General features: G+C 60.6%; 17 protein-coding genes and 2 pseudogenes. 4 read left to right on the forward strand and 15 right to left on the reverse strand.

Going from position 1 to position 20,323, the window contains the following annotated elements; genetic code table 11:
* Together FHT71_RS17380 and FHT71_RS17385 are read right to left on the reverse strand one after the other, a co-directional pair.
* Positions 1–336, reverse strand: a 336-nt coding sequence (locus FHT71_RS17380) for an ABC transporter permease (protein ID WP_132590389.1), incomplete at its 3' end; no start/stop codon positions are given.
* A 94-nt stretch (positions 337–430) separates the two neighbouring features.
* Positions 431–2,011 carry an ABC transporter substrate-binding protein gene (locus FHT71_RS17385; protein WP_132590391.1) on the reverse strand — a complete coding sequence of 527 codons (1,581 nt, stop codon included), beginning with the start codon at positions 2,009–2,011 and terminating at the stop codon, positions 431–433.
* A gap of 121 nt (positions 2,012–2,132) precedes the next feature.
* Between FHT71_RS17385 and FHT71_RS17390 the strand changes: the two genes are divergently transcribed.
* Entirely contained in the window at positions 2,133–2,918 is a 786-nt protein-coding gene (locus tag FHT71_RS17390) for a helix-turn-helix transcriptional regulator (RefSeq protein ID WP_132590393.1), read from the forward strand.
* 54 nt (positions 2,919–2,972) lie between these two features.
* Here the strand turns inward: FHT71_RS17390 and FHT71_RS17395 are convergent.
* The 7 genes and pseudogenes from FHT71_RS17395 to FHT71_RS17425 all read right to left on the reverse strand — a co-directional run.
* Positions 2,973–3,401: pseudogene (locus FHT71_RS17395) on the reverse strand (substrate-binding domain-containing protein); the annotation flags it as partial.
* Between the two features lie 44 nt (positions 3,402–3,445).
* A pseudogene (locus FHT71_RS17400) lies at positions 3,446–4,303 on the reverse strand (aldehyde dehydrogenase family protein); the annotation flags it as partial.
* A gap of 135 nt (positions 4,304–4,438) precedes the next feature.
* A complete protein-coding gene (locus tag FHT71_RS17405; RefSeq protein ID WP_132590395.1) occupies positions 4,439–5,164 on the reverse strand; it encodes a ribonuclease activity regulator RraA in 726 nt (241 codons plus the stop codon).
* A 14-nt stretch (positions 5,165–5,178) separates the two neighbouring features.
* Complete coding sequence (araD, locus tag FHT71_RS17410) at positions 5,179–6,915, reverse strand: L-arabinonate dehydratase (protein ID WP_132590397.1); 1,737 nt, start codon at positions 6,913–6,915, stop codon at positions 5,179–5,181.
* Positions 6,916–6,956: 41 nt separating this feature from the next.
* Entirely contained in the window at positions 6,957–7,826 is an 870-nt protein-coding gene (locus tag FHT71_RS17415; protein ID WP_183721199.1) for an ABC transporter permease, read from the reverse strand.
* A gap of 3 nt (positions 7,827–7,829) precedes the next feature.
* Positions 7,830–8,645 carry an ABC transporter ATP-binding protein gene (locus FHT71_RS17420; RefSeq protein WP_132590401.1) on the reverse strand — a complete coding sequence of 272 codons (816 nt, stop codon included), beginning with the start codon at positions 8,643–8,645 and terminating at the stop codon, positions 7,830–7,832.
* Between the two features lie 65 nt (positions 8,646–8,710).
* On the reverse strand, positions 8,711–9,715 hold the full coding sequence (locus tag FHT71_RS17425) for an ABC transporter substrate-binding protein (protein WP_183721202.1): 1,005 nt from the start codon (positions 9,713–9,715) through the stop codon (positions 8,711–8,713).
* 147 nt (positions 9,716–9,862) lie between these two features.
* Here FHT71_RS17425 and FHT71_RS17430 point away from each other — a divergent pair, with 147 nt between their 5' ends.
* Entirely contained in the window at positions 9,863–10,555 is a 693-nt protein-coding gene (locus FHT71_RS17430) for a GntR family transcriptional regulator (protein ID WP_007800779.1), read from the forward strand.
* 205 nt (positions 10,556–10,760) lie between these two features.
* Here the strand turns inward: FHT71_RS17430 and FHT71_RS17435 are convergent, their stop codons facing one another.
* From FHT71_RS17435 to FHT71_RS17460, 6 genes are all read right to left on the reverse strand, one after another.
* Positions 10,761–11,243: a MarR family winged helix-turn-helix transcriptional regulator gene (locus tag FHT71_RS17435; protein WP_132590405.1), complete on the reverse strand. Its 483-nt coding sequence runs from the start codon at positions 11,241–11,243 to the stop codon at positions 10,761–10,763.
* A gap of 145 nt (positions 11,244–11,388) precedes the next feature.
* Positions 11,389–12,420: a leucyl aminopeptidase gene (locus FHT71_RS17440; protein WP_132590407.1), complete on the reverse strand. Its 1,032-nt coding sequence runs from the start codon at positions 12,418–12,420 to the stop codon at positions 11,389–11,391.
* 44 nt (positions 12,421–12,464) lie between these two features.
* Positions 12,465–13,106, reverse strand: a complete 642-nt coding sequence (locus tag FHT71_RS17445; protein ID WP_132590409.1) for an N-carbamoylsarcosine amidohydrolase — start codon at positions 13,104–13,106, stop codon at positions 12,465–12,467.
* An 11-nt stretch (positions 13,107–13,117) separates the two neighbouring features.
* Positions 13,118–13,870 (reverse strand): Asp/Glu racemase, encoded by a 753-nt coding sequence (locus FHT71_RS17450; protein ID WP_132590411.1) that lies wholly within the window; start codon positions 13,868–13,870, stop codon positions 13,118–13,120.
* Positions 13,871–13,944: 74 nt separating this feature from the next.
* A complete protein-coding gene (locus FHT71_RS17455; RefSeq protein ID WP_007800770.1) occupies positions 13,945–14,745 on the reverse strand; it encodes an alpha/beta hydrolase in 801 nt (266 codons plus the stop codon).
* Positions 14,742–15,878 (reverse strand): FAD-dependent monooxygenase, encoded by a 1,137-nt coding sequence (locus FHT71_RS17460; protein ID WP_132590413.1) that lies wholly within the window; start codon positions 15,876–15,878, stop codon positions 14,742–14,744. The genes FHT71_RS17455 and FHT71_RS17460 overlap by 4 nt, the downstream gene beginning before the upstream one ends.
* Before the next feature lie 382 nt (positions 15,879–16,260).
* Between FHT71_RS17460 and FHT71_RS17465 the strand changes: the two genes are divergently transcribed.
* Together FHT71_RS17465 and FHT71_RS17470 are read left to right on the forward strand one after the other, a co-directional pair.
* The gene (locus FHT71_RS17465; RefSeq protein WP_037083984.1) at positions 16,261–16,776 is read left to right on the forward strand and encodes a (2Fe-2S)-binding protein; all 516 of its coding nucleotides are present in this window, start codon (positions 16,261–16,263) and stop codon (positions 16,774–16,776) included.
* On the forward strand, positions 16,773–20,315 hold the full coding sequence (locus FHT71_RS17470; protein ID WP_132590415.1) for a molybdopterin cofactor-binding domain-containing protein: 3,543 nt from the start codon (positions 16,773–16,775) through the stop codon (positions 20,313–20,315). Before FHT71_RS17465 ends, FHT71_RS17470 begins: the two co-directional genes overlap by 4 nt.
* The last annotated feature ends 8 nt before the right edge of the window (positions 20,316–20,323 follow it).

The following is a 20,323-nucleotide window of genomic DNA, read 5'->3' on the forward strand; positions in this document are numbered from 1 at the left end:
GCCGATCTGCTCGCTCACCGAATTCTTGCTGGCCCAGGACGTGCCGAAGTCACCTTGGACGGCGTTGCCGAGCCACTCGACGTAGCGCGTCGTTATCGGACGGTTCAGCCCTAGGTCCTGGCGAATATTGGCAACGGCCTGCGGCGTTGCCGACTGGCCGAGATAGGTGGTTGCAAAATCGCCGGGCAGCGCTTCCAGCCCACCGAAGATCAGGATGGAAACGGCAAAAAGCAGGACGATGCTGAGCACGAAGCGCTCGAGGATGAGGGCGAGCAGCGGAAAACGCTGCCGGAACCCGAGGCCGGGCAGGATATTGCTTGGGGCCGGATTGGTCATGGCGAAGACCTCGCGCTAAAACGTCGGGAGGACCGCGGATTTCACCCACGGTCCCGGCTTCGTTGGAGATCGGAGGGGCATGCGCCCCTTGCCATCAGGCGTCCAGCCAAACGCGGGTCGCGACGTAGCCGTTCGACATGTCGTTGCCGATATCGTCGACATAGCCCTTCAGCGTCTTCGAAGAGGCCATGATGTTGTCGTTGAAGACGGGCAGGATCAGACCGCCATCGTCTCGCACCATCAGAGCCAGCTGTCGATAAAGCACCTTGCGCTTGGCTTCATCGAGCTCAGACCGCGCCTGCAATACCAACTTGTCGAAGTCAGGGTGCTTGAAATGCGTGTCGTTCCATTCGGCGGTCGATAGATAGGAGGTGGAATAGCGCGAATCCTGTGTCGGCCGGCCGCCCCAGAAGGAGGCGCAGAAGGGCTGCTTGTTCCAGACATTAGTCCAGTAGCCGTCTTCGGGTTCGCGCTTCACGTCGATCGTGATCCCGGCCTTGCGCGCGCTTTGCTGGAACAGGATCGCCGCATCCACGGCGCCCGGGAAGGCTGCGTCGGAGGTGCGCAACAGAATTGGACGGTCGAGACCCGATTTCTTAAAGTAGAAGGCGGCCTTGTCGGGATCATACGGCCGTTGCTCGATATCGGTCGGCGCCAGGGGGTAGTTGGAGTTGACCGGATAGTCGTTGCCGATCGTTCCATAGCCGGCGAGAACCTTGTCCAGGATCGACTGGCGATCGATGGCATATTTCAACGCGAGACGAAGGTCGCTGTTGTCGAAGGGCGCCGTGTCGCAATGCATCAGGAAGCAGTAGAAGCCCTTGCCTGCATTTCGGATGATACTCACAGTCGGTGCCCGCTGCAGCATAGGAACTGTCTTCGGGTCGATACTGTTGACGAAATGAACCTGGCCGGAGGCAAGCGCCGCAACGCGGGCCGTGTTGTCGTTGATGACGAGTATTTCGACGCTGTCGACAAAGCCGCGGTCGGAGCGCCAGTCGTCCTTGTTTTTCTCGAATGTGGCGCGGACCCCGGGTTCGAAGCTTTTTAGAATGTAAGGACCGGTGCCGACAGCTGCTGCCGGCTTTTCGACGCCGCCCTTCGGCTGGATGATCAGGTGGTAGTCGGTCAAAAGGAGGGGCAGATCCGCATTGCCTTCGGAAAGCGTCAGAACGAGATCGCCCGCCTTTTCTTCAATGCCTGCAATTGACGCCATGAGCCCAAGTGCGCCCGACTGCGAGTTTTTGTCCGCGTGCCGCTTCAGCGTCGCGATGATATCGGCGACGGTCATCTTGCTGCCGTCGTGAAACCGTACATCGTTCCTGATCTTGAAGGTCCAGATCGAAGCATCCGCCGACGGCGTCCAGGAGGTTGCCAGCGAGGGCAGGGGTGCACCAGTCTTGGGATCGGATCCGACAAGTGTGTCGCCCCAGAGGCGGCCAATGACGAACAGTACCGAGGCACTGTATGTCGCCGGGTCGAGCGCGTCGCTGGTGGCGCCGCCCTTGAGGCCAAGCTTCAGATGGCCGCCACGCTTGGCTTCCTGCGCCCGTGCGTCACGCGGCATCAGGAGGCCCGAGGCGAGGGCCGGCAAGGCGCCGAGCGCGACGGCACCGCCGAGGAAGTGGCGGCGGCCGATTTTCGGCTGCGAAGATTGATCCTTTTGATGCGTCATGACGGTTCCCTCTTTTTCATTTGTAAGTGGGAACGTAGAGGCTGGGCCGGCTCACGCAATTTCGCGACTTGACGCATCCTTAAGCGAGTTTACGCTGGTTCACGAGAAGACGGAGTTACGGATGCCTCACCTGGTCGAGAACCTCAAAATCGCCTGCGCAACGCAACGTTCAATTTCGCATCTGTGCCGTGCAATCGATATCAACCGGCAACAATTCAATCGATACATCAACGGCCAGACGAGGCCTTCCGCCCATAATCTGGCTCGCATCGCCAACTATTTCGATCTTGACGCAGCCGACTTTGGCCTCGCTCCCAAGCAGTTTCGCGAGCGACTTCACAAACCCGTCCTCGGTATCAACGGAGGTTCAGAGCTTCTCAAAGCGTTTCCCGGAAACCTAGCCGCGCTCAGGCGTCACATCGGCTATTTTCAGACCTATTATCGTTCGCCATCCTGGCCCGGGATGGTTGTCTGTTCGTGCAGCCGCCTTATTGAGCAGGGTGGATTGGTGCAGGCCAAATCGATGGAGCGGCTTCGAGACCTCGGAAGCGGCATTCAGCAGTTTTCGAAATATGTGGGCTTGGCGGCCTTCTATCGGAACCGGATCTTCATCACGCAGCGTGTCGTCGGACCGAACGCCATGCTGTCGCAGACGATCCTCCTGCCATTCGACGAGTATCAGCGCGTCTATCTACGCGGGACGACGATGGGAATTTCCTGGCGAAGGGAAAACCTCCCCTATGCCTCGCGGATGATCTGGCGGCATGTCGGCACCGAGCCAGACTTGCGTGAACTTCTTGCGCGCTGTGGACCTGTCCCGCTATCGTCGCGCCAGCTACCACCGACGGTGCGCTCATTCCTCGAGGATCCAGCTGCAGAAGTATATGAGGTGCCCGCGGAGTATTGAGAAAAGTCCGGGGGGATGTCACAACGGCCGCCAACGGATCACCAGGCAGTTTTCCTAGATATTAGTCGCTGTGTAGAAGTCGAAGGGGACAATGTGCTGCGACACGGTCGGTGATCGGTCGGTATCGAGAGCTTGCGCCATTGCACGCACCAAGGTCTCCCCCAACTGCTTTGCCGGGTGAGATAGGACGACCTTGATCAATCCTTCAGCAAGACCGGCTTTTGTTTCATTCGTGAGTTCGTGTGCTATGACCACCAGGCGTTTGGCTGCCGGACCACCATCCTCCCGCAGGGCTCGCATCACACCGGTGATGCCGCCGCCGGCAACGTAAAGTCCGACCCAATTTGGTTCGGTCTGCAAAAGGTGACGCGTGGCCTCATAAGCAATTTCGGGCTCTTCAAGGGTTGCAACCGTCTCCAGCATCTGAAAGCCCGGCGCGCTCTCCCGGAAGTATGATCGAAAACCCATTTCGTTTAGTTCTTGCCCGGATCAATTGAGTTCCGGGCATCCATAATCAGATCGGGCTGCTAGGCTGCCTGACGGAAACCGATGATGGCCTTGGTCTCAAGGAATTCAGCGATCGCCATCGGACCCCATTCACGTCCGTTGCCGGACTGCTTGTAGCCCCCGAAAGGCGCAGCCAGATCAAGATTGACATTGTTCAGGTAGACTTGGCCGGCACGCAGGCGACGCGCGACAGCTTCGGCCGCAACCCGCTCACCCTGGACATAGGCAGCAAGGCCGTAGGTCGTGTCGTTGGCGATCCTCACCGCTTCCTCCTCGTCGGAATAGGCGATGATGACCAGGACTGGCCCGAAGATTTCTTCGCGCGCGATCGTCATGTCGTTGCGCACATCGGCAAAGATCGTAGGCCGGACGTAGAAGCCAGCATTAAGCCCGTCGGGACGGCCGAGCCCTCCAGTCACAAGCGTGGCGCCTTCATCGAGACCCGACTGGATCAGACGCTGGATTTTGTTCCATTGCGCTTCCGAGGCCACCGGTCCCATCTTTGCATTCGAAGCAGGATGGCCGACCGACCACGTTTCGGCGGCCGCCTTGGCATAGCTGATTGCTTCGGCAACCTGATCGACGTGGACCAGCATCCGAGACGGTGCGCTGCAGTTCTGTCCGCTGTTCAGCATCATCTGCGCCACGCCCCCTTCGACAGCAGAAGCGAGGTCCGCGCTACGGAGAACGATGTTGGGTGACTTTCCCCCCAGTTCCTGATGCACCCTTTTGACTGTGAGGGCACCGGTGCGAGCCACCTCGATCCCAGCCGCAGTTGAGCCGGTGAAAGATACAAGGTCGACGTCGGCATGGCTCGTCAAAGCATTGCCGACAACGCGGCCATCTCCATGAACAAGGTTGAACACGCCCTTGGGTACGTCGTTTCATGTCGGCAAAGGCGGTCGACAGCAGCTTGCGCAAAACCTCGGCCTTACAAAGAAATAGTAAACGTCAGTCACTACTTGGAACCACAGCATGCTGGTGGCAGGGTAAGGAGAAAGGCCACACGGCCTTCAGCGCCCGCAGGTTTGGCGCCACGTTTCATACTTCGCCAAGTGCTCGTCCTTGGTAGGAGGGTAAAGACCGATGATGGCTTCGCCAGCCTTGACCTGCTCGAGGACAAAATCCTCGAAGCTTTCCATCGCCGTGCATTCCTCGGCAAGTTCTTCCGCAAGATGAGCTGGGATTACCATCACGCCGTCTCGATCGCCGACCAGCACGTCACCGGGAAATACCGCCACATCGCCGCAGGCGATCGGCACATTGATATCGAGCGCTTCGTGGTGAGTCAGATTGGTCGGGGCCGACGGCTTTGCGTAATAGGCGGGCATGTCGAGTTCGCCGATGCCGACCGCGTCGCGAAAGCCGCCATCCGAGACGACGCCGGCGGCGCCGCGTAGCGCCAGGCGGGTGATCAGGATCGACCCGGCAGTCGCTGCGCGGGCGTCCTTACGGGCATCCATCACCAAGACATGGCCGGGTGGGCAGGTTTCCATCGCGACGCGCTGCGGATGATCGGCATTGCGGAATACGGTGATCGGATTGCGATCCTCGCGGGCCGGAATGTAGCGCAGTGTAAAGGCCTGCCCGACCATGGTATCGGCCTTCGGCGCCACGGGCACGACGCCCTGGATGAACTGGTTGCGAAGGCCGCGCTTGAACAGCGCTGTGGCGATCGATGCGGTCGAGATCTTCTTGAATTTGGCGCGGGTCGCTTCGCTCAATACGTAGTCGGTCATCGGTATTCCCTTCCTCAATAGATATCCGGCTCGCCGGCATTCTTGCCGAAACCGGTTTCCAGAAAATCGAAGTCGCAACCCTGGTCGGCCTGCGTCACGTGGCGGGAGAACATCCAGCCGTAACCGCGCTGGAAGCGCGGCTCCGGCGCCTTCCATTCGGCCTTGCGGCGGGCAAGCTCATCCCCGCTCACCAGCATGTCGAGTTGACGATTGGGCAGGTCGAGACGGACGATATCGCCGTTCTGCAGGAGCGACAGCGGCCCGCCGATATAACTTTCCGGCGAAACGTGCAGCACGCAGGCGCCGTAGGATGTGCCGGACATGCGGGCGTCGGAGATGCGCAGCATGTCGCGGTGGCCTTGCTTGATAAGGGCCTTGGGGATGGGCAGCATGCCCCATTCGGGAAAGCCCGGCCCGCCGAGCGGGCCAGCATTTCGCAGAACAAGCACATGGTCGGGCGTGACGTCGAGTTTCTCGTCGTCGATCGCCTTCTTCATCTCCGGATAGCTGTCGAACACCATGGCCGGGCCCTGATGCACATGATATTTCGGGTCACAGGCAGCCGGCTTGATGACGGCACCGTCCGGGCAGAGATTGCCGCGTACCACGGCGAGCGAACCCTCGTGATAGACCGGATTGGAAAGCGGCCGGATGACATCGTCGTTATAGACCTGCGCGCCCTCGAGGTTCTCACCCATGGTCTTGCCAGTAACGGTCATTGCCGAAAGTTCGAGCCGGTCCTCAATCTGCTTCATCAAGGCTCGCAAGCCACCGGCATAGAAAAAGTCCTCCATCAGGTAGTCCTTGCCGGATGGGCGGACATTGGCGATCAGCGGCGTGACGCGGCCGAGGGCGTCAAGGTCGTCGAGCGTCAAGTTGACACCGGCGCGCCGCGCAATGGCGATCAGGTGCACGACTGCATTCGTGGAACAACCGGTGGCCATGGCGACGATCGCGGCATTGCGGCAGGCAGCATCGGTGACGATCCGGTCGGGGGTGAGATCTTCCCAGACCATGTCGACGATGCGACGGCCGCAGCTTGCCGACATGCGCTGGTGGTTGGCATCGACGGCGGGGATCGACGAGGCACCAGGAAGGGTCAGGCCCATGGCATCGGCAATCGCCGTCATGGTCGAGGCAGTGCCCATGGTCATGCAGGTACCGGCGGAGCGGGCAATGCCACCCTGCACGCCCAGCCATTCCTCGTCGGAGATGTTACCTGCGCGGCGTTCGTCCCAGTATTTCCAGGCATCCGAACCGGAGCCCAGGATCTTCCCCGCATAATTGCCACGAAGCATCGGGCCGGCGGGGAGATAGATCATCGGCACGCCGGCCGAGATGGCGCCCATGACGAGGCCAGGCGTGGTCTTGTCGCAACCGCCCATCAGCAGGACGCCGTCGAGTGGATGCGAACGGATCATCTCTTCCGTCTCCATGGCCAGCATGTTGCGGTAGAGCATGGAAGTCGGCTTGGTGAAGCTTTCGTCGACCGAGAGCGACGGCATTTGAACCGGGAAACCACCGGCCTGGGAAACGCCACGCTTCACATCCTGCACGCGTTCCTTGAAGTGCGAATGGCAGGTGTTGAGTTCCGACCAGGTGTCCAGGATGCCGATGATCGGCTTATCTCGAAAGTCCTCTTCCGCATAGCCGAGCTGCATCATGCGTGAGCGGTGACCGAATGAGCGCAGGTCGTCAGGCGCAAACCAGCGGGCGCTTCGCAGCGTTTCTGCCGTTTTTTTGTTTGTCATGGGATGACCTTCTTGGGAATTGCGAAGGAACAGTCTGACATCTATTCCTTCATGCCCCATTTCTGGATGGTATGGCGTTCGATCGTCTGGAAAACGAGGTTTTCAACGATCAGACCGATAATGATGACGGTGAGAAGGCCGGCGAATACCGCCGGGATATCGAGCAGGTTGCGGTTCTCGAAGATGAACCAGCCGAGACCGCCCTGGCCGGACGAGACGCCGAAGACAAGTTCGGCGGCGATCAGCGTGCGCCAGGCAAAGGCCCAACCGATCTTCAGACCGGTGAGGATGGACGGGAAGGCGGCCGGCACGAGGATGCGCAGCACGTATGAAATGCCGGTGAGGCCGTAGTTTGCCCCGACCATGCGCAGGGTGCGAGACACGCCGAGGAAACCGGAATGGGTGTTGAGGGCAACGGCCCAGAGCACCGAATGCACGAGCACGAACACCAGGCTGGAGGCACCCAGGCCGAACCAGATCAGCGCCAGCGGCAAAAGCGAGATGGCCGGGAGCGGATTGAACATTGCCGTCATGGTTTCGAGAAAGTCGGTACCGATACGGGTGTTGATGGCCAGCACGGTCAGGAGCGCGGCCAACACCGTGCCCACCGCATAGCCCACGAACAGGATCTGCAGCGTCGTCCAGATCCGGGCCGGCAGTGTCCCGTCCGCAAAGCGGTCGATCAGCGTGGTGATCGTGTCGGTGAGGGTCGGGAACAGCAGCGGGTTGTCGAGAAACGAAGCATAGACCTGCCAGACGACGGCAAGGGTCAGGATCAGCAGCGTCTTGCGCAAGGCGCCGATGCCCCACAGGGTTTCGAGTGGGCTGAGCTTCTGTTCCACCGGCTTGATGTTGTCATAAGGTTTGTTGGCCTCGACATCGGCCGCGAGAATGATGTTTGCGGACAGCATGGCTTATTCCTTGTGACCGGGCTCGTGGGAGAACAGCAGGTTATGGATATCGCGCTCAAGGGCCGCGGCGCTGCCATCCTCGTGGCTGATCCTGTCTACATCGACGACCTCTGCCTTCACGCGGCCGGGATGCGGCGAGAGCAGCAGGATGCGGTTTGAGATCTTAATGGCCTCTGCGATCGAGTGGGTGACGAAAATGACCGTGAACTTGGTGTCTTCCCAGAGCTGCAGCAGCTCGTCCTGCATCTGCCGGCGGGTCAGCGCGTCAAGGGCGGCGAACGGTTCGTCCATCAGCAGGATGTCCGGCTGCATGGCCATGCCGCGGGCAATGGCCACGCGCTGTTTCATGCCACCCGACAGTGTGTGCGGGTAGCTTTCGATGGCGCGAGTCAGCTTGACCTTGTCGATATATTGGCGAGCCAGCGCCTCGGCTTCGGCCTTCGGCAGCTTGCGGGCGACAACGAGCGGGAACATGACATTTTCTAACACCGTCTTCCATGGCATCAGCTGGTCGAATTCCTGAAACACCATCATCCGGTCTGGCCCGGGGCGCTTTACCTCACGGCCGTTGATGTGGATCGCGCCAGCAGACGGAGCCATGTAGCCGCCGACAGCCTTCAGCAGCGTGGACTTGCCGCAGCCCGAGGGGCCGAGAAGAACGAAACGGTCGGATTCGCGGACATTGAAACTGACGTCTTCGGTGGCGGTGATGAGAAGGTTGGGTGTCTTGTAGCGCAGTGTCACGTGGTCAACGGACAGAAGCGGTGCCTTGTCGGCAGCCGGCGCAATGCGCTCGGCGGCGGCAATATTTGCCTGCATGATGGGTTCACTCCCTAAGAGGAGCAGCGGCAAGCGTGTCCGCCGCTGCTGGTGTCGCGACGGGCTCAGTTGCCGTTGAGATAGGCGCTGTCGGGCAGGTAATAGTCGGTCCAGGCCTTTGGCATGGTCTTCAGCGTGCCGATCTTGCTGAGATGTGCGGCAAACTTCATCGTTCCCTGCGGGTCGGTGCGCCATTCGTCCATGCCGGGTTCCTTCAGCATGGCGAGAAGATCGTCGAGGCTGGTCTTGTCGCCGGAGATGGACTTATAGGCTTCAAGGGCTGCCTTCGGATCCTTCTTGATGAAGGCGACGGCCTCTTCGGTCGCCGTACGCAGTGCCTTGACCAGTTTCGGATTGGCTTCTGCGAAGGCCGTGGTGGTGAAGAAGGTGGCTTGGGTCAAGGCACCGCCAAGGATTTCGCGCGAATCCGTGACCTTGTGGACACCTTGCTGTTTCAGCTCGACATACTGGAACGGCGGTGCGGAGAAGTGGTTCTTCACTTCATGCTTGGAGTTGGCGATGGCTGCCACTGCATCCGGATGGCCGAGCTGCACGGTGTTGGAATCGAATTTCTTGACCTGATCGTCGCCATAAAGCTTGGCTGCCGCCATCTGCAGCAGGATAGCCTGGGTCGAGACGCCGACAGTCGGCACGGCGATCTTGTCGCCTTCGCCAATATCCTTCAGCGATTTGATGCGCGGGTCGTTGGACACCATGATGACAGGTTGGGCCGAGCTGGTGATGATGCCCTTCACCTTGCCGCGGGTGCGATCCCACAGAAGCAGGAGGTTGCCAGTACCTGTATTGACGACATCGACATTACCGGCGAGCAAGGCATCAGTCTGGGCGCCACCGCCGCTAAAAGTCCGCCATTCGACGGTCACGCCCTCGACACCCTCGTTGGCGGCCTGTTTTTCGATGAGCTTCTGCGTCTCCATCACGTGGCTCGCAAGATAAAGAATGCCAGGCTGCCGGGTGATGGAGATATTGGTCTTGTCCTGTGCCTGGCTCGGACAAGCCAAGCCTAGAGCCATAGCAATTGCGGTCACGCCGCTGATCAAGAGTCGCATGGTTTTCCTCCCAAGGTGCGGACCCTCCCGGCCCGGGTTTCGCCTAGTGTGAAAAGCGATTAATGCATTGAAGCACTAAAACATCAGTGCATCAACCCCGCTTTTATGTTTTAGTACTGTGATGGCGAGCAAGTGGATGGAAATGGGATGGGTAGTGTGATGAGGGGCAGCCAACTGGACCGTTCGAGGCAGGTGGCGCTACAGGTGCATGAAATTCTGCGGGAGCGCATCCTCAAGGTAGAACTAGCGCCAGGCACGATTTTGTCGCGGGCATCGTTGCAGTTGGAGTTCGGGGTCAGCCAGACGCCGGTACGTGACGCCCTGATGCGGCTGCAGGAAGAAGGGATCGTCGATGTCTATCCGCAATATGCGACGGTTGTGGCGAAGATCGATATTGACCATGCCAGGCAAGCGCAGTTCCTGCGGTTGTCGATCGAACTCGAAGCGGTGCGAAGGTTAACGGAGGCGGCACCCGCCAAGACTGCAGCCGAACTTGGAGAAATCCTCGCCAGGCAGAAAGCGGTGGCAACGCCCGAAACCTACGACACATTTGACGGCATCGACCGCGAGTTTCACAGAAAACTCTATGAAAGGAGCGGCATCCTGCAGCTCTGGGCAAATGTTCGTCGCCAGAGTGTTCACCTCGATCGATTGCGTCGCCTGAACCTGCCAATGCCTGGAAAGATGCAGATGGTGATCGCGGACCACGCGGCAATCGTCGAGGCTATAGGGTCCGGCAAACCCGAGGCAGCGGCTGCGGCGCTAAGGCGCCATCTGTCAGGCACTCTTTCCATCATTGACGTTATCAGCGCAGAATTCCCTGATTATATTCGAGCTTGATTGGACAGCCCCAGGGACTATCACATTCCGAGAATAACGCTTCATAGGGGCTGATTTTTGTTACTCAGCCGAACCTCATGCTCTTAACAGGCGATAGAGACTGAGCCGAAATCGCGAACGCCAGTTCCATAAAAAGCGATATATGCCGCAATCGCCTGATCGATGGTTCGATTCCGTTCAAGACCGCAGGTACCCCAATCAACACCTACTGTTCTCCAGTCTCATCGTCGGCGATCTTGCGCAGCAGATACAACAACGCTATGCGTTCCGCGGGGTTGAGACGCGCGACGGTCTTTTCGCTGATGATATAGGCTTGTGGATACATGTCCTGCAGCAGGGCTTCGCCCTTGGGCAGCAGGGAGATCACCACCTTGCGGCCGTCGGCCTGGTCCTTGGAGAGATCGATCAGTCCGCGGGCCTTCAGCCGCTCGACGATGCCACGGATGGTCGCCTGGTCGACGGAGGTGGCCTTGACGAGCTCGACCTGTGAACTGGGCCCGAGGTCATGCAGCGCGCACAGCGTCACAAACTGCACCGATGTCAGGTCTGGATCACTGGCATTGGTCTGGAAAATCGACAGATGACGCTGATAGGCCTTGCGCAGCAGATGCCCGACTTGCTCCGTGACGTGGTAGCCATTCTGAGGCGCCGGCGCTTCGGGGAGGCCTTCGGTGTCTTTTGCGGTCATCGTCGGTGTGGTCCATCGGTTTGCGGCTCTTCGGCGCGAATGCATCGCGGACTGCAGGAAACATCACAGCAGGTTGCGCTGGTCAAGGCGTCTCGAGCCGCACCCGCTCCGCGCGATTTCACGCGAAGCGGTTTGGCTATCTCGGCTATTTGAAGTTGTACTTCATTTCCTTGACGGCGATGTCGCCATCCAGAACCATCGGTTCATCGTCGAGGAACAGCGAGCAACCGCGCATCGGGATGTCCAGATGGCAGGCGGTGTCGTTCGGGCCGCCGAGCTCGTTGTTGGGGCCAGTGGAGAACATCACGTTGCCGTAGAAGGAGCGTGCCTCCATGCCCATGCCTCCGGGGAATTCGCCGGGCACCATTCGATGCCACTTAGCGTTCTGATTAAGGCCCCAGCCGACATGGCTCATGCCCATGCCACGCGGGTCGTTGAAACCTGCCATATAGGATTTGACCAGCTCGGCATCGAGACCGCCACGAATGTCGGTGATCCAACCGTTTTCGATCGTATAAATGATCGGGTCGCGCACGTAGATGTTCTGCGGCAGCAGGATATCGCCCGGAGCAACGACGATTGTCCCGTCGACGCCATCGTCGTCACCACCGGTAAAGACAAAGCCGGACGGCCAATGATCCCAGCGGCCCGGCTCGTCCGTGCACGCATATTCCGTAATGGCGGGATAGGTGTTGAGCTTGTAGGTGACATCCGTACCATGCGGAGAAGTGATCCGCATCACCTTCGCCTTGGACAGCAGGTCTCCGGCAAATTCAACGCGCTCGCGCAGTTCCTTTGTCGGCAGCATGCGCGCCAGAATCTCCGGCGGTTCCACGGCGGTCAGGATACGCGTGCCGGCCGCCTGGATCGACATCTGTTCCGGGCTGAAGAGTAGAAAGATGCAATCGATCAGCATGTCGGCGGCCTTCAGGGCCTCTACCGCTTCCGGCATGGCAGCAAGGCCTGTCTGGCCGACCGCCCATGCACCTGCCGGCGGCACCGGCGGCAAACGCATGTGATACATCTTGGCGCCAAGACGCATGCCCGCCGCCATGAAGGCGTCGGCGTAATCGAGGCGCTCGTTGCCCTGGGTAAGGACAATGAGTTTTTCTCCCTCGTGGACGCCCGACATCTTCAACTGATGTAGGCAGATTTCCGTGAAGCTGAATTGATCCATGCTCGTTCCCTTATCTTGCTTGAAGGCTTGGGTGTTTCGTCCAGTTACGGACAGTCGGACTTGACCTTGGCGATTTCGGCGATCGCCTCCTCCCTCGAAACGACATCGCCATATTTGCTGTCGATATCGAAGAGGTTGGCATTGTGCGGATCCGGGTGCCGGTCGCCGACGCATTCGCGCACGACGATGCCCCGAAATCCGTGCTGGACCGCATCGACGGCGGTGGCGCGAATGCAGCCGCTGGTCGAGCAGCCGGCCATGATCACGGTGTCGATGCCCTGCGCATGCAACTGTGAGGCGAGGCTGGTGCCGAAGAAGGCGCTGGCATATTGCTTGACGATGACGAGCTCGCCATTGGAAGGCTCGACGCCGTCGCAGAACTCGGCAAGTGCGTTGCCTTCGACCATCCCCTTCATGACAGGCGATTTCTTCACCCACATGCCGCCATCGGCGCAGTTTTCCGCGAGATAGAGGATGCGCGTATGGATGACCGGAATGCCGGCCTCGCGGGCGGCCTGGATCAGCGCCGGTGTTTGCGCGACCGCTTCAACCACGCCCGCCGCAAACAAAGGCGCGCCCTCGGTGGTGTATCCCTTGAGGAAGTCAATGACGAGCAGGGCAGGGCGTTGACCGAAGCCGATGCGGTTGCCCCAGACGCCCTGATAATTGCTTTCTGCGCTCTGCATAATGGCCCTCTTCAGTAACCGCCGGACAGAAGTGCGCCGGCGCCGGGCACGACTGCCTCCAGGCCGAGCTTCTTCAACATGCAGTATGTGGTTGCAACCGCGGCGGTCAGAACCGGCTTGCCGGTCATGGCTTCGACCTTGGCAATCACCGGCAGCGACGGCATCTGCACGCAGGCCGAAAGCACGATCACGTCAACGTCGGTCAGGTCGAGCGTCTGCACGATGGCCGGCAGGTTTTCCGGGTCGTGGCGGGCGACATCGAGATTATCGGCAATTTCCAGCGCCCGCCAATCCATCACCTCGAAGCCCTCTTCGCGAATATAGTTCACGACGAGTTCGGTGAGGGGCTTCATATACGGTGCGACGACGGCAATCTTCTTGGCCTTCATCACCTTCAGGCCTTCGATCAGCGCGCCGGCGCTGGTAACAACCGGAATGTTCGTGTCGTTTTCCTGAGTGCGGCCGGTGAGGCGCTTTTCCGACTGGCGGTGATAGCCGAGGCCCATCGCCATGATCGCAACCAGGCAGGCGTATCCGAGAACATCGACGCGGGCGTCGGAAAGCTCGACGGCGCAACGGTCGGATTCGGCGTCCATCGCTGCCAGTTCTTCCTTGACCACTTTCTTCATTCGCATGCGGCTGGAGTGGAAGGTGAAGCGCTCGGGGCGGATGGACTGGCGTGCCGTCAACATGGCGGGAATTTCGGTCTCCATCGTTGTATTGGAGCTCGGAACGATCTGGCCGATACGGTAATATTTCTGCACGGATGGAATCCTCTGCGTTGCAAAAGCGAGTGTCAAACAAACGCCGGTGGATCGTCGATCCGCCGCCGTTCCAATCAACGGGAGAGAAAATCTCCAAGCGCGGCAAAGAAGCCGTCGAAATCATCCCAAGGGATCATGTGCCCGGCATTGGGCACCCGGGTGATTTCCAGCGCCGGATACAGCGAGCGGGCCTCGTCCTCGTCCACGGTTTCGATCACGCCTCCTCGGCCGGCCACCATCAGCATCACCGGCCGCTTGAGCTTCGGCAGATCCGGGAGGATGTCGTCCTTGTGGAAGTCCTCGAAGGCGGTGACGATGGCGGGCTCGTAGCAGGTGTGCAGCCATTCGGCGCGCAGTTTCAGCTGTTCGTCGGTCCATGTCGGGCAAAACGCCTTCATGCCTTCCGCATCGATGCCCTTCAGCGCAAGGCGGATGCTGTCGACATACCAAGGCAGCTTGCTCGGGTAGGCGCGGCGTCCGGGGCCAGAAACCGGCGGATCGATCAGCGCGAGCCTCGAAAACGCCTCGGGCGCCGCAACGGCGGCGCGGATGGCGATGCGCGCGCCCATCGAATGGCCGAGTAGGGCAGGGGCAGGAAGCCCGAGCGCTGTGGCGAAGCCGACCACGTCGGCGGCCATCGCGTTGAGGCCGTAATCAAGGTCGGGCCCCGTCGAAGACAGCCCCCGGCCGCGCACGTCGATCACGTAGACGTCGTAGCGTTCGGCGAGCCGCTCGGCGACGAAACCCCATGTGATCGCAGGGCTGGTGATGCCAGGGATCAGGATGACCGCAGAGCCGCTTCCGCCGTAGCGCAGATAGTGTTGCCGAATGCCGTTGGCGAAGACGTTCGCACCGTACAAGGCGCCGCCGCTCATGCTGCGGTCTCGCTCTTCAGCGGCTCGGCATAGATGTCGTAGCCATAGACCCACGCGGGATCCTCCTGCTTGAGCAGGAAGGTGTTGGCGTTCGAAACGCTCTGGACACGCGTCGCGCGGTCGCGGCGGTTAGTCTCATACAGTCCGAAAGCGGCGCGGAAATCGTTGATGCCGGTTTCCTGCAGGCAGCGGGTCAGCATGGCGGCGTCTTCGATCGCCATCGCGGCACCCTGCGCCATATGGGGTTTCATCGGATGGCAGGCATCTCCCAGCAGCACGAGGCGGCCCTTGCTCCAGAGTGGCAGCGGGTTACGGTTGAACAACGGCCACTTCGTCACCTCATCGGTGCTTTCGATCAGAGCCTGGATGATCGGATGATAACCCTCGAACGCCGCCGCCATCTCGTCGCGGCTGCTGTCGACGAAAGCCGAATCGAACTCCCAGGCTGGATGCGGAACGCCGGTGACATAGTAATATTCGTCGCGGCGAGCCGTCGTGTAGTAGACCATCATGTGACGGTCCGAACCCCACCACTTGACGCAATCCTCAAACGTCAGGTCGTATTTCTTCAGCTTGTCGGACGAGATCAGAGCGCGATGACCGACCCAGCCGCTGTAATTCGGCCTTTCTGCGCCGAGCAGCGTTTCGCGAACGCGCGAATTGATACCGTCGGCGCCGATCACGATATCGGCGCGCACCGAGGTTCCATCTTCGAATTCGATCAGCACATCGGTGCCGTTGTCGTCGAGGCGGGCCAGCTTCTTGCCGAAATGCAAGGTGCCCGGCTGCAACGCATCGCACTGAATGGCCTGCAGGTCTCCGCGGTGAACGGTGCAATAGGTCTGGCCGTAACCTTCGAGCGGAACCCGCGCGGTGTATTCGCCGGTAATGCCGTCGCGGCTGAGCCAATGGCTCGGTGTGCTGCTGATGCGGATGACCTTCTTGTCGACGCCGATGCGCTCGAAAATCTTCAGGACGTTCGGCCCCATATGGATGCCGGCACCCAGGCGCGAGAAGCTCGGCGCCTGTTCATAGACGTTGACGTCAAAATCCGCGTGCTGGAGTAGCGCACCCGCGACGGCGCCACCGAGGCCGGCGCCGATAATCGCGATCTTTTCTTTTCCGTTAGACATAGCGACCCTTCTTAGCTGTCTTTCGACGCATTGTTCCCACGATTGGTGGCTTGGCAAAAGTCTAGCGCATACGCTCTAAATAGCAATAGCGAGGCTTTAATTTTCATCAAAATTGTGCAGAAATTCCTTCGTCAATTGAATATACTAGGGAAATCGCAATCGCTAAATCCGACTTGTCATCTGTCATTATAAAGCGTATACGCTTTTTAATAAAATAAAAGGGGCAATAGATGCGAAGAGTCGGTGACTGTCGCATCGTTATGATTTGTGGGCGTCCGCGCGATGTCTGCTGCGTAGCGGTTCGGCCGATGGAAAAAGGCGTGGTCTGTGTTTCGTTCTCCGGTGCGGAGGGCCTGCTTTGACACTGCCAGTTTGCTTCAGTTTGAATGTGAACGATGCCGTAGCGAGCGTCGAAGCAAGCCCGGAAACACCGCTCCTGTACATCCTAAGAAACGATCTCTCTCTCAACGGCCCGAAGTACGGTTGTGGGCTCGGGGAATGCGGGGCGTGCGCCGTTCTCGTGGACGGTCGTGCCGTCCGGTCCTGCACGGTGCCGCTCGGTGCGGTTGGCGCGCGCCGCGTAACCACGCTTGAAGGGCTCGGGACACCCGAGCATCTGCATCCGGTCCAGGCAGCCTTTATCGACGAGGCCGCCGCTCAGTGCGGATACTGCCTGAATGGCATGATCATTGCCACCGCTTCCCTGCTCAATCGCAATGTTGATCCGAACGAGGAAGACATTCGCGAAGCACTGCGCCATCATCTCTGCCGCTGTGGGACGCATATGGAAATACTCGCTGCAGCCAGGCGGGCCGTCGGCTATGCCAAAGCCGAACGTGCGCGCCGACCCATGCCGGATCCCGTGCCGCTGGACGCCGTGAAGGAGGTTTCTCCATGACCAATCACCGCGAAATGCCAAAATCCGGCTATATGTCCGCTGCAGACATGCTGCTCATCGTCAATGATGCGTCGCTGGGCGATGCCGCAGAGCTTTACATCGCGGTCGGTGCGGATAGCCGTGTGACCGCATTCAACGGTCACGTCGATCTCGGGACCGGCATCCGTACCTCGCTGGCGCAGATCGTAGCCGAGGAGCTCAGCGTGCCGTTCGAGCAGGTGGATATGGTGCTCGGCGCCACCTCGGCTGCCCCCAATCAGGGTGCGACGATCGCCAGCGAAACGATTCAGATCACTGCCATTCCCCTGCGCCAGGCCGCCGCCACCGCCCGCCATTATCTGCTCGCCAAGGCGGCAAACAAGGCTGGCGTGGCGCTTGAGCGGCTGATCGTGGACAATGGCATCATTCGTACGGATGGCGGCGAGAACTGGCAGCTCAGCTTCGGCGACATCATCGCCGGCGACCATGTGAGGCTGTCGATCGACAAGACAGCCGCGCTAAAGCCGGCGGCGGACTATCGGCTCGTCGGCTCGTCGCGTCCGCGTGTCGATATTCCTGAAAAGGCCACCGGGCGCTGGACCTACGTGCATGATGTACGCGTGCCCGGCATGCTGCACGGTCGGGTCGTGCGCCCTCCCTATGCCGGTTTCGATCACGGCGAGCATGTCGGCAATAGCCTGATTTCGATCGATGAAGGATCGGTCGCGCATATTCAGGGGCTGGTCGGCGTGGTCGCCATCGGCGATTTTGTTGGTATCGTCGCGACCCGCGAGGAGATCGCCATCGAGGCGGCCAAGAGCCTGAAGGTCGTCTGGCGCGCGCCGCCCGAGTGGCCGGATCTGAACGCACCTGAAAAGGCGATTCGAGCCAACCCGGCGAGGCCGCGCAAGCTTGCCGACCTTGGCAATGTCGATATGGCGCTGGCCGGCAGCGCCCAGCCGATGAACCGCACGTATATATGGCCCTACCAGATGCACGGCTCCATCGGTCCGTCCTGCGCGGTGGCGGACTATAGCGAGACAGGTCTCACGGTCTGGTCGGGCACGCAGAACCCATTCCCCATGCGCCGCGATCTGGCACTCCTTCTCGACATGCCGGAAGATCTCATCCAGGTCGAGCGGCTGGAAGCTGCGGGCTGCTATGGCCGTAACTGCGCCGACGACGTCACGGCTGACGCAGCACTGCTGTCGCGCGCCGTCAAGGCACCCGTGCGGGTGCAACTGACCCGCGAGCAGGAACATGCCTGGGAGCCGAAGGGCGCCGCCCAGATCATGGACGTGCGCGGCGGTCTCGATCTGGAGGGTGGTCCGTCTGCCTACGATTTCGAAACGCGCTACCCCTCCAATCTGGCGCCGACGCTGTCCCTAATCCTCACCGGCAAGGTGCCTCCGGTTTCCGACGTCGTGCAGATGGGCGACCGCACCGCGATCCCGCCCTATGCTTACGGCAATCTTCGCGTGACCGTGCATGACATGCCGCCGATCGCGCGCGCTTCCTGGTTCCGCGGCGTCTCGGCGATGCCGAACACTTTTGCCCACGAATGCTACGTCGACGAACTGGCCGCCGCCGCCGGCGTCGATCCGGTCGAGTACCGGCTTCGCTACCTCCACGATCCGCGCGCCGTCGATCTGGTGCATGCGCTGGCCGACCGGGCGAAGTGGGTGCCGCATACGGCATGGGGCACTCTCGGCGGCGAGGGCGACCTGCTCTATGGGCGCGGGTTTGCCTATGCCGTTTACGTCCACGGGCCGTTCCCGGGCAAGGCCGCCGCATGGGCCGCTTGGGTCGCCGATGTCGCCGTCAATAAGAAGACAGGCGAGATCGCGGTGACCAAGGTCACCTGCGCGCAGGATTCCGGGATGATGATCAATCCCGATGGCGTGCGCCACCAGATCCATGGCAATATCATTCAATCCACCAGCCGGGTGCTGAAGGAGAAGGTCGAATTCTCGTCGACCGCCGTGCAGTCGAAGGAATGGGGCGGCTATCCGCTGATCACCTTCCCCGAGGTGCCCGCCATCGACGTGCTGATGCTGCCGCGGCAGGACGAACCGCCGCTCGGCGTCGGAGAGTCCGCCTCCGTTCCCAGTGCCTCGGCCATTGCCAACGCGGTCTATGACGCCACCGGCATTCGCTTCCGTGAATTGCCATTGACGCCGGAGCTGGTGCTCGCTGCGCTGAACGGCAAGAAGGATGAAACCCCTTCCGCCCCGCCCGCGAATAAGCGTAAGTGGTGGAACATCGGTCTTTCCGCCGTCGGTGCTGTCGCGGCACTGTCCGGCATCGTCACCGTGTCCTCGCCATGGCGACAGGCAATCGGCACCATTCAGCGGCCGGATACCAATGTCTATAGCGCCGCCACCATCGAGCGTGGACGGCTGGCGGCAGCTGCCGGTGCCTGCAATGTGTGCCATGTCGGCCCCGACGGCACGCCCTTTGCTGGCGGTCGACGCTTCGACACGCCTTTTGGGGAGGTCTATGCCACCAATATCACGCCGGACACGGAAAACGGTATTGGCGCGTGGTCCTATCCGGCCTTCGAGCGGGCCATGCGCGAGGGCGTGAGCCGTGACGGCCATCACCTCTATCCCGCCCACCCCTACACATCATTTGCGGGTGCCGATGATGCTGATCTTCAGGCGCTCTATGCCTACATGATGACGCAGGCCCCGGTTGCCGAAAAGGCGCCGGAGACGAAACTGAAATTCCCCTACAGCATCCGCGCGATGATGGCGGGCTGGAACGCGCTTTTCCTGAAAGCGGAGCCGTTCAAATACGTCCAGGCCCGTAATGCACAGTGGAACAGAGGCGCTTACCTAGTGGAAACGCTCGGCCACTGTTCGGCCTGCCACACCGATCGAAACATGCTCGGCGCGGAAAAGAGCGGCAGCGCCAGGCTTTCCGGCGGCTTTGCCGATGGCTGGGAAGCGCCGGCCTTGAATGCCTTCGCCAAGGGTCCGGTCGGCTGGACCGCCGATGCTTTCTACGACTATCTGCGCACCGGTCACTCGCGCGATCATGGCAGCGCGGCGGGCCCGATGGCGCATGTCGTCGAAGTGATGCAGCCGCTGCCGGACACCGATATCCGCGCCATGGCAACCTATCTCGCAAGCCTGAACGAAGCGCCTGCCGACACCAAGGCACAGAGTGAAGCGGCCGTTGCGGCGAGCGAAGCCGCCAAGGTCTCTGCTGCGCATATTTCACCGAAGGGCGAGCGGCTTTTCAACGGCGCCTGCGCCACCTGCCATACCGGAAACACTATCCTGTCGTCGCTTGCCCTCAACAGCAACCTGCATGCAGACACACCCGACAATCTCATCCAGGCGATCCTGAACGGCGTCGAGGCGCCGGCGATCCTTGCGCAAACCACCGGCCGCGAAGGCCCAGAGGTGATGTCGATGCCGGCGTTTCGCGAGACGTTGAACGAAAGCCAGATCAAGGATCTCGCCGCCTATCTCAGGGCGCGCTTTGCTCCGGACAAGCCGGCCTGGACGGAGACGACAAACGCCATACAGCGCGTCACGGCATCAAGCCACTGAGGGAGCAG

The organism is Rhizobium sp. BK060, from assembly GCF_014193145.1.
Lineage (GTDB): Bacteria > Pseudomonadota > Alphaproteobacteria > Rhizobiales > Rhizobiaceae > Rhizobium.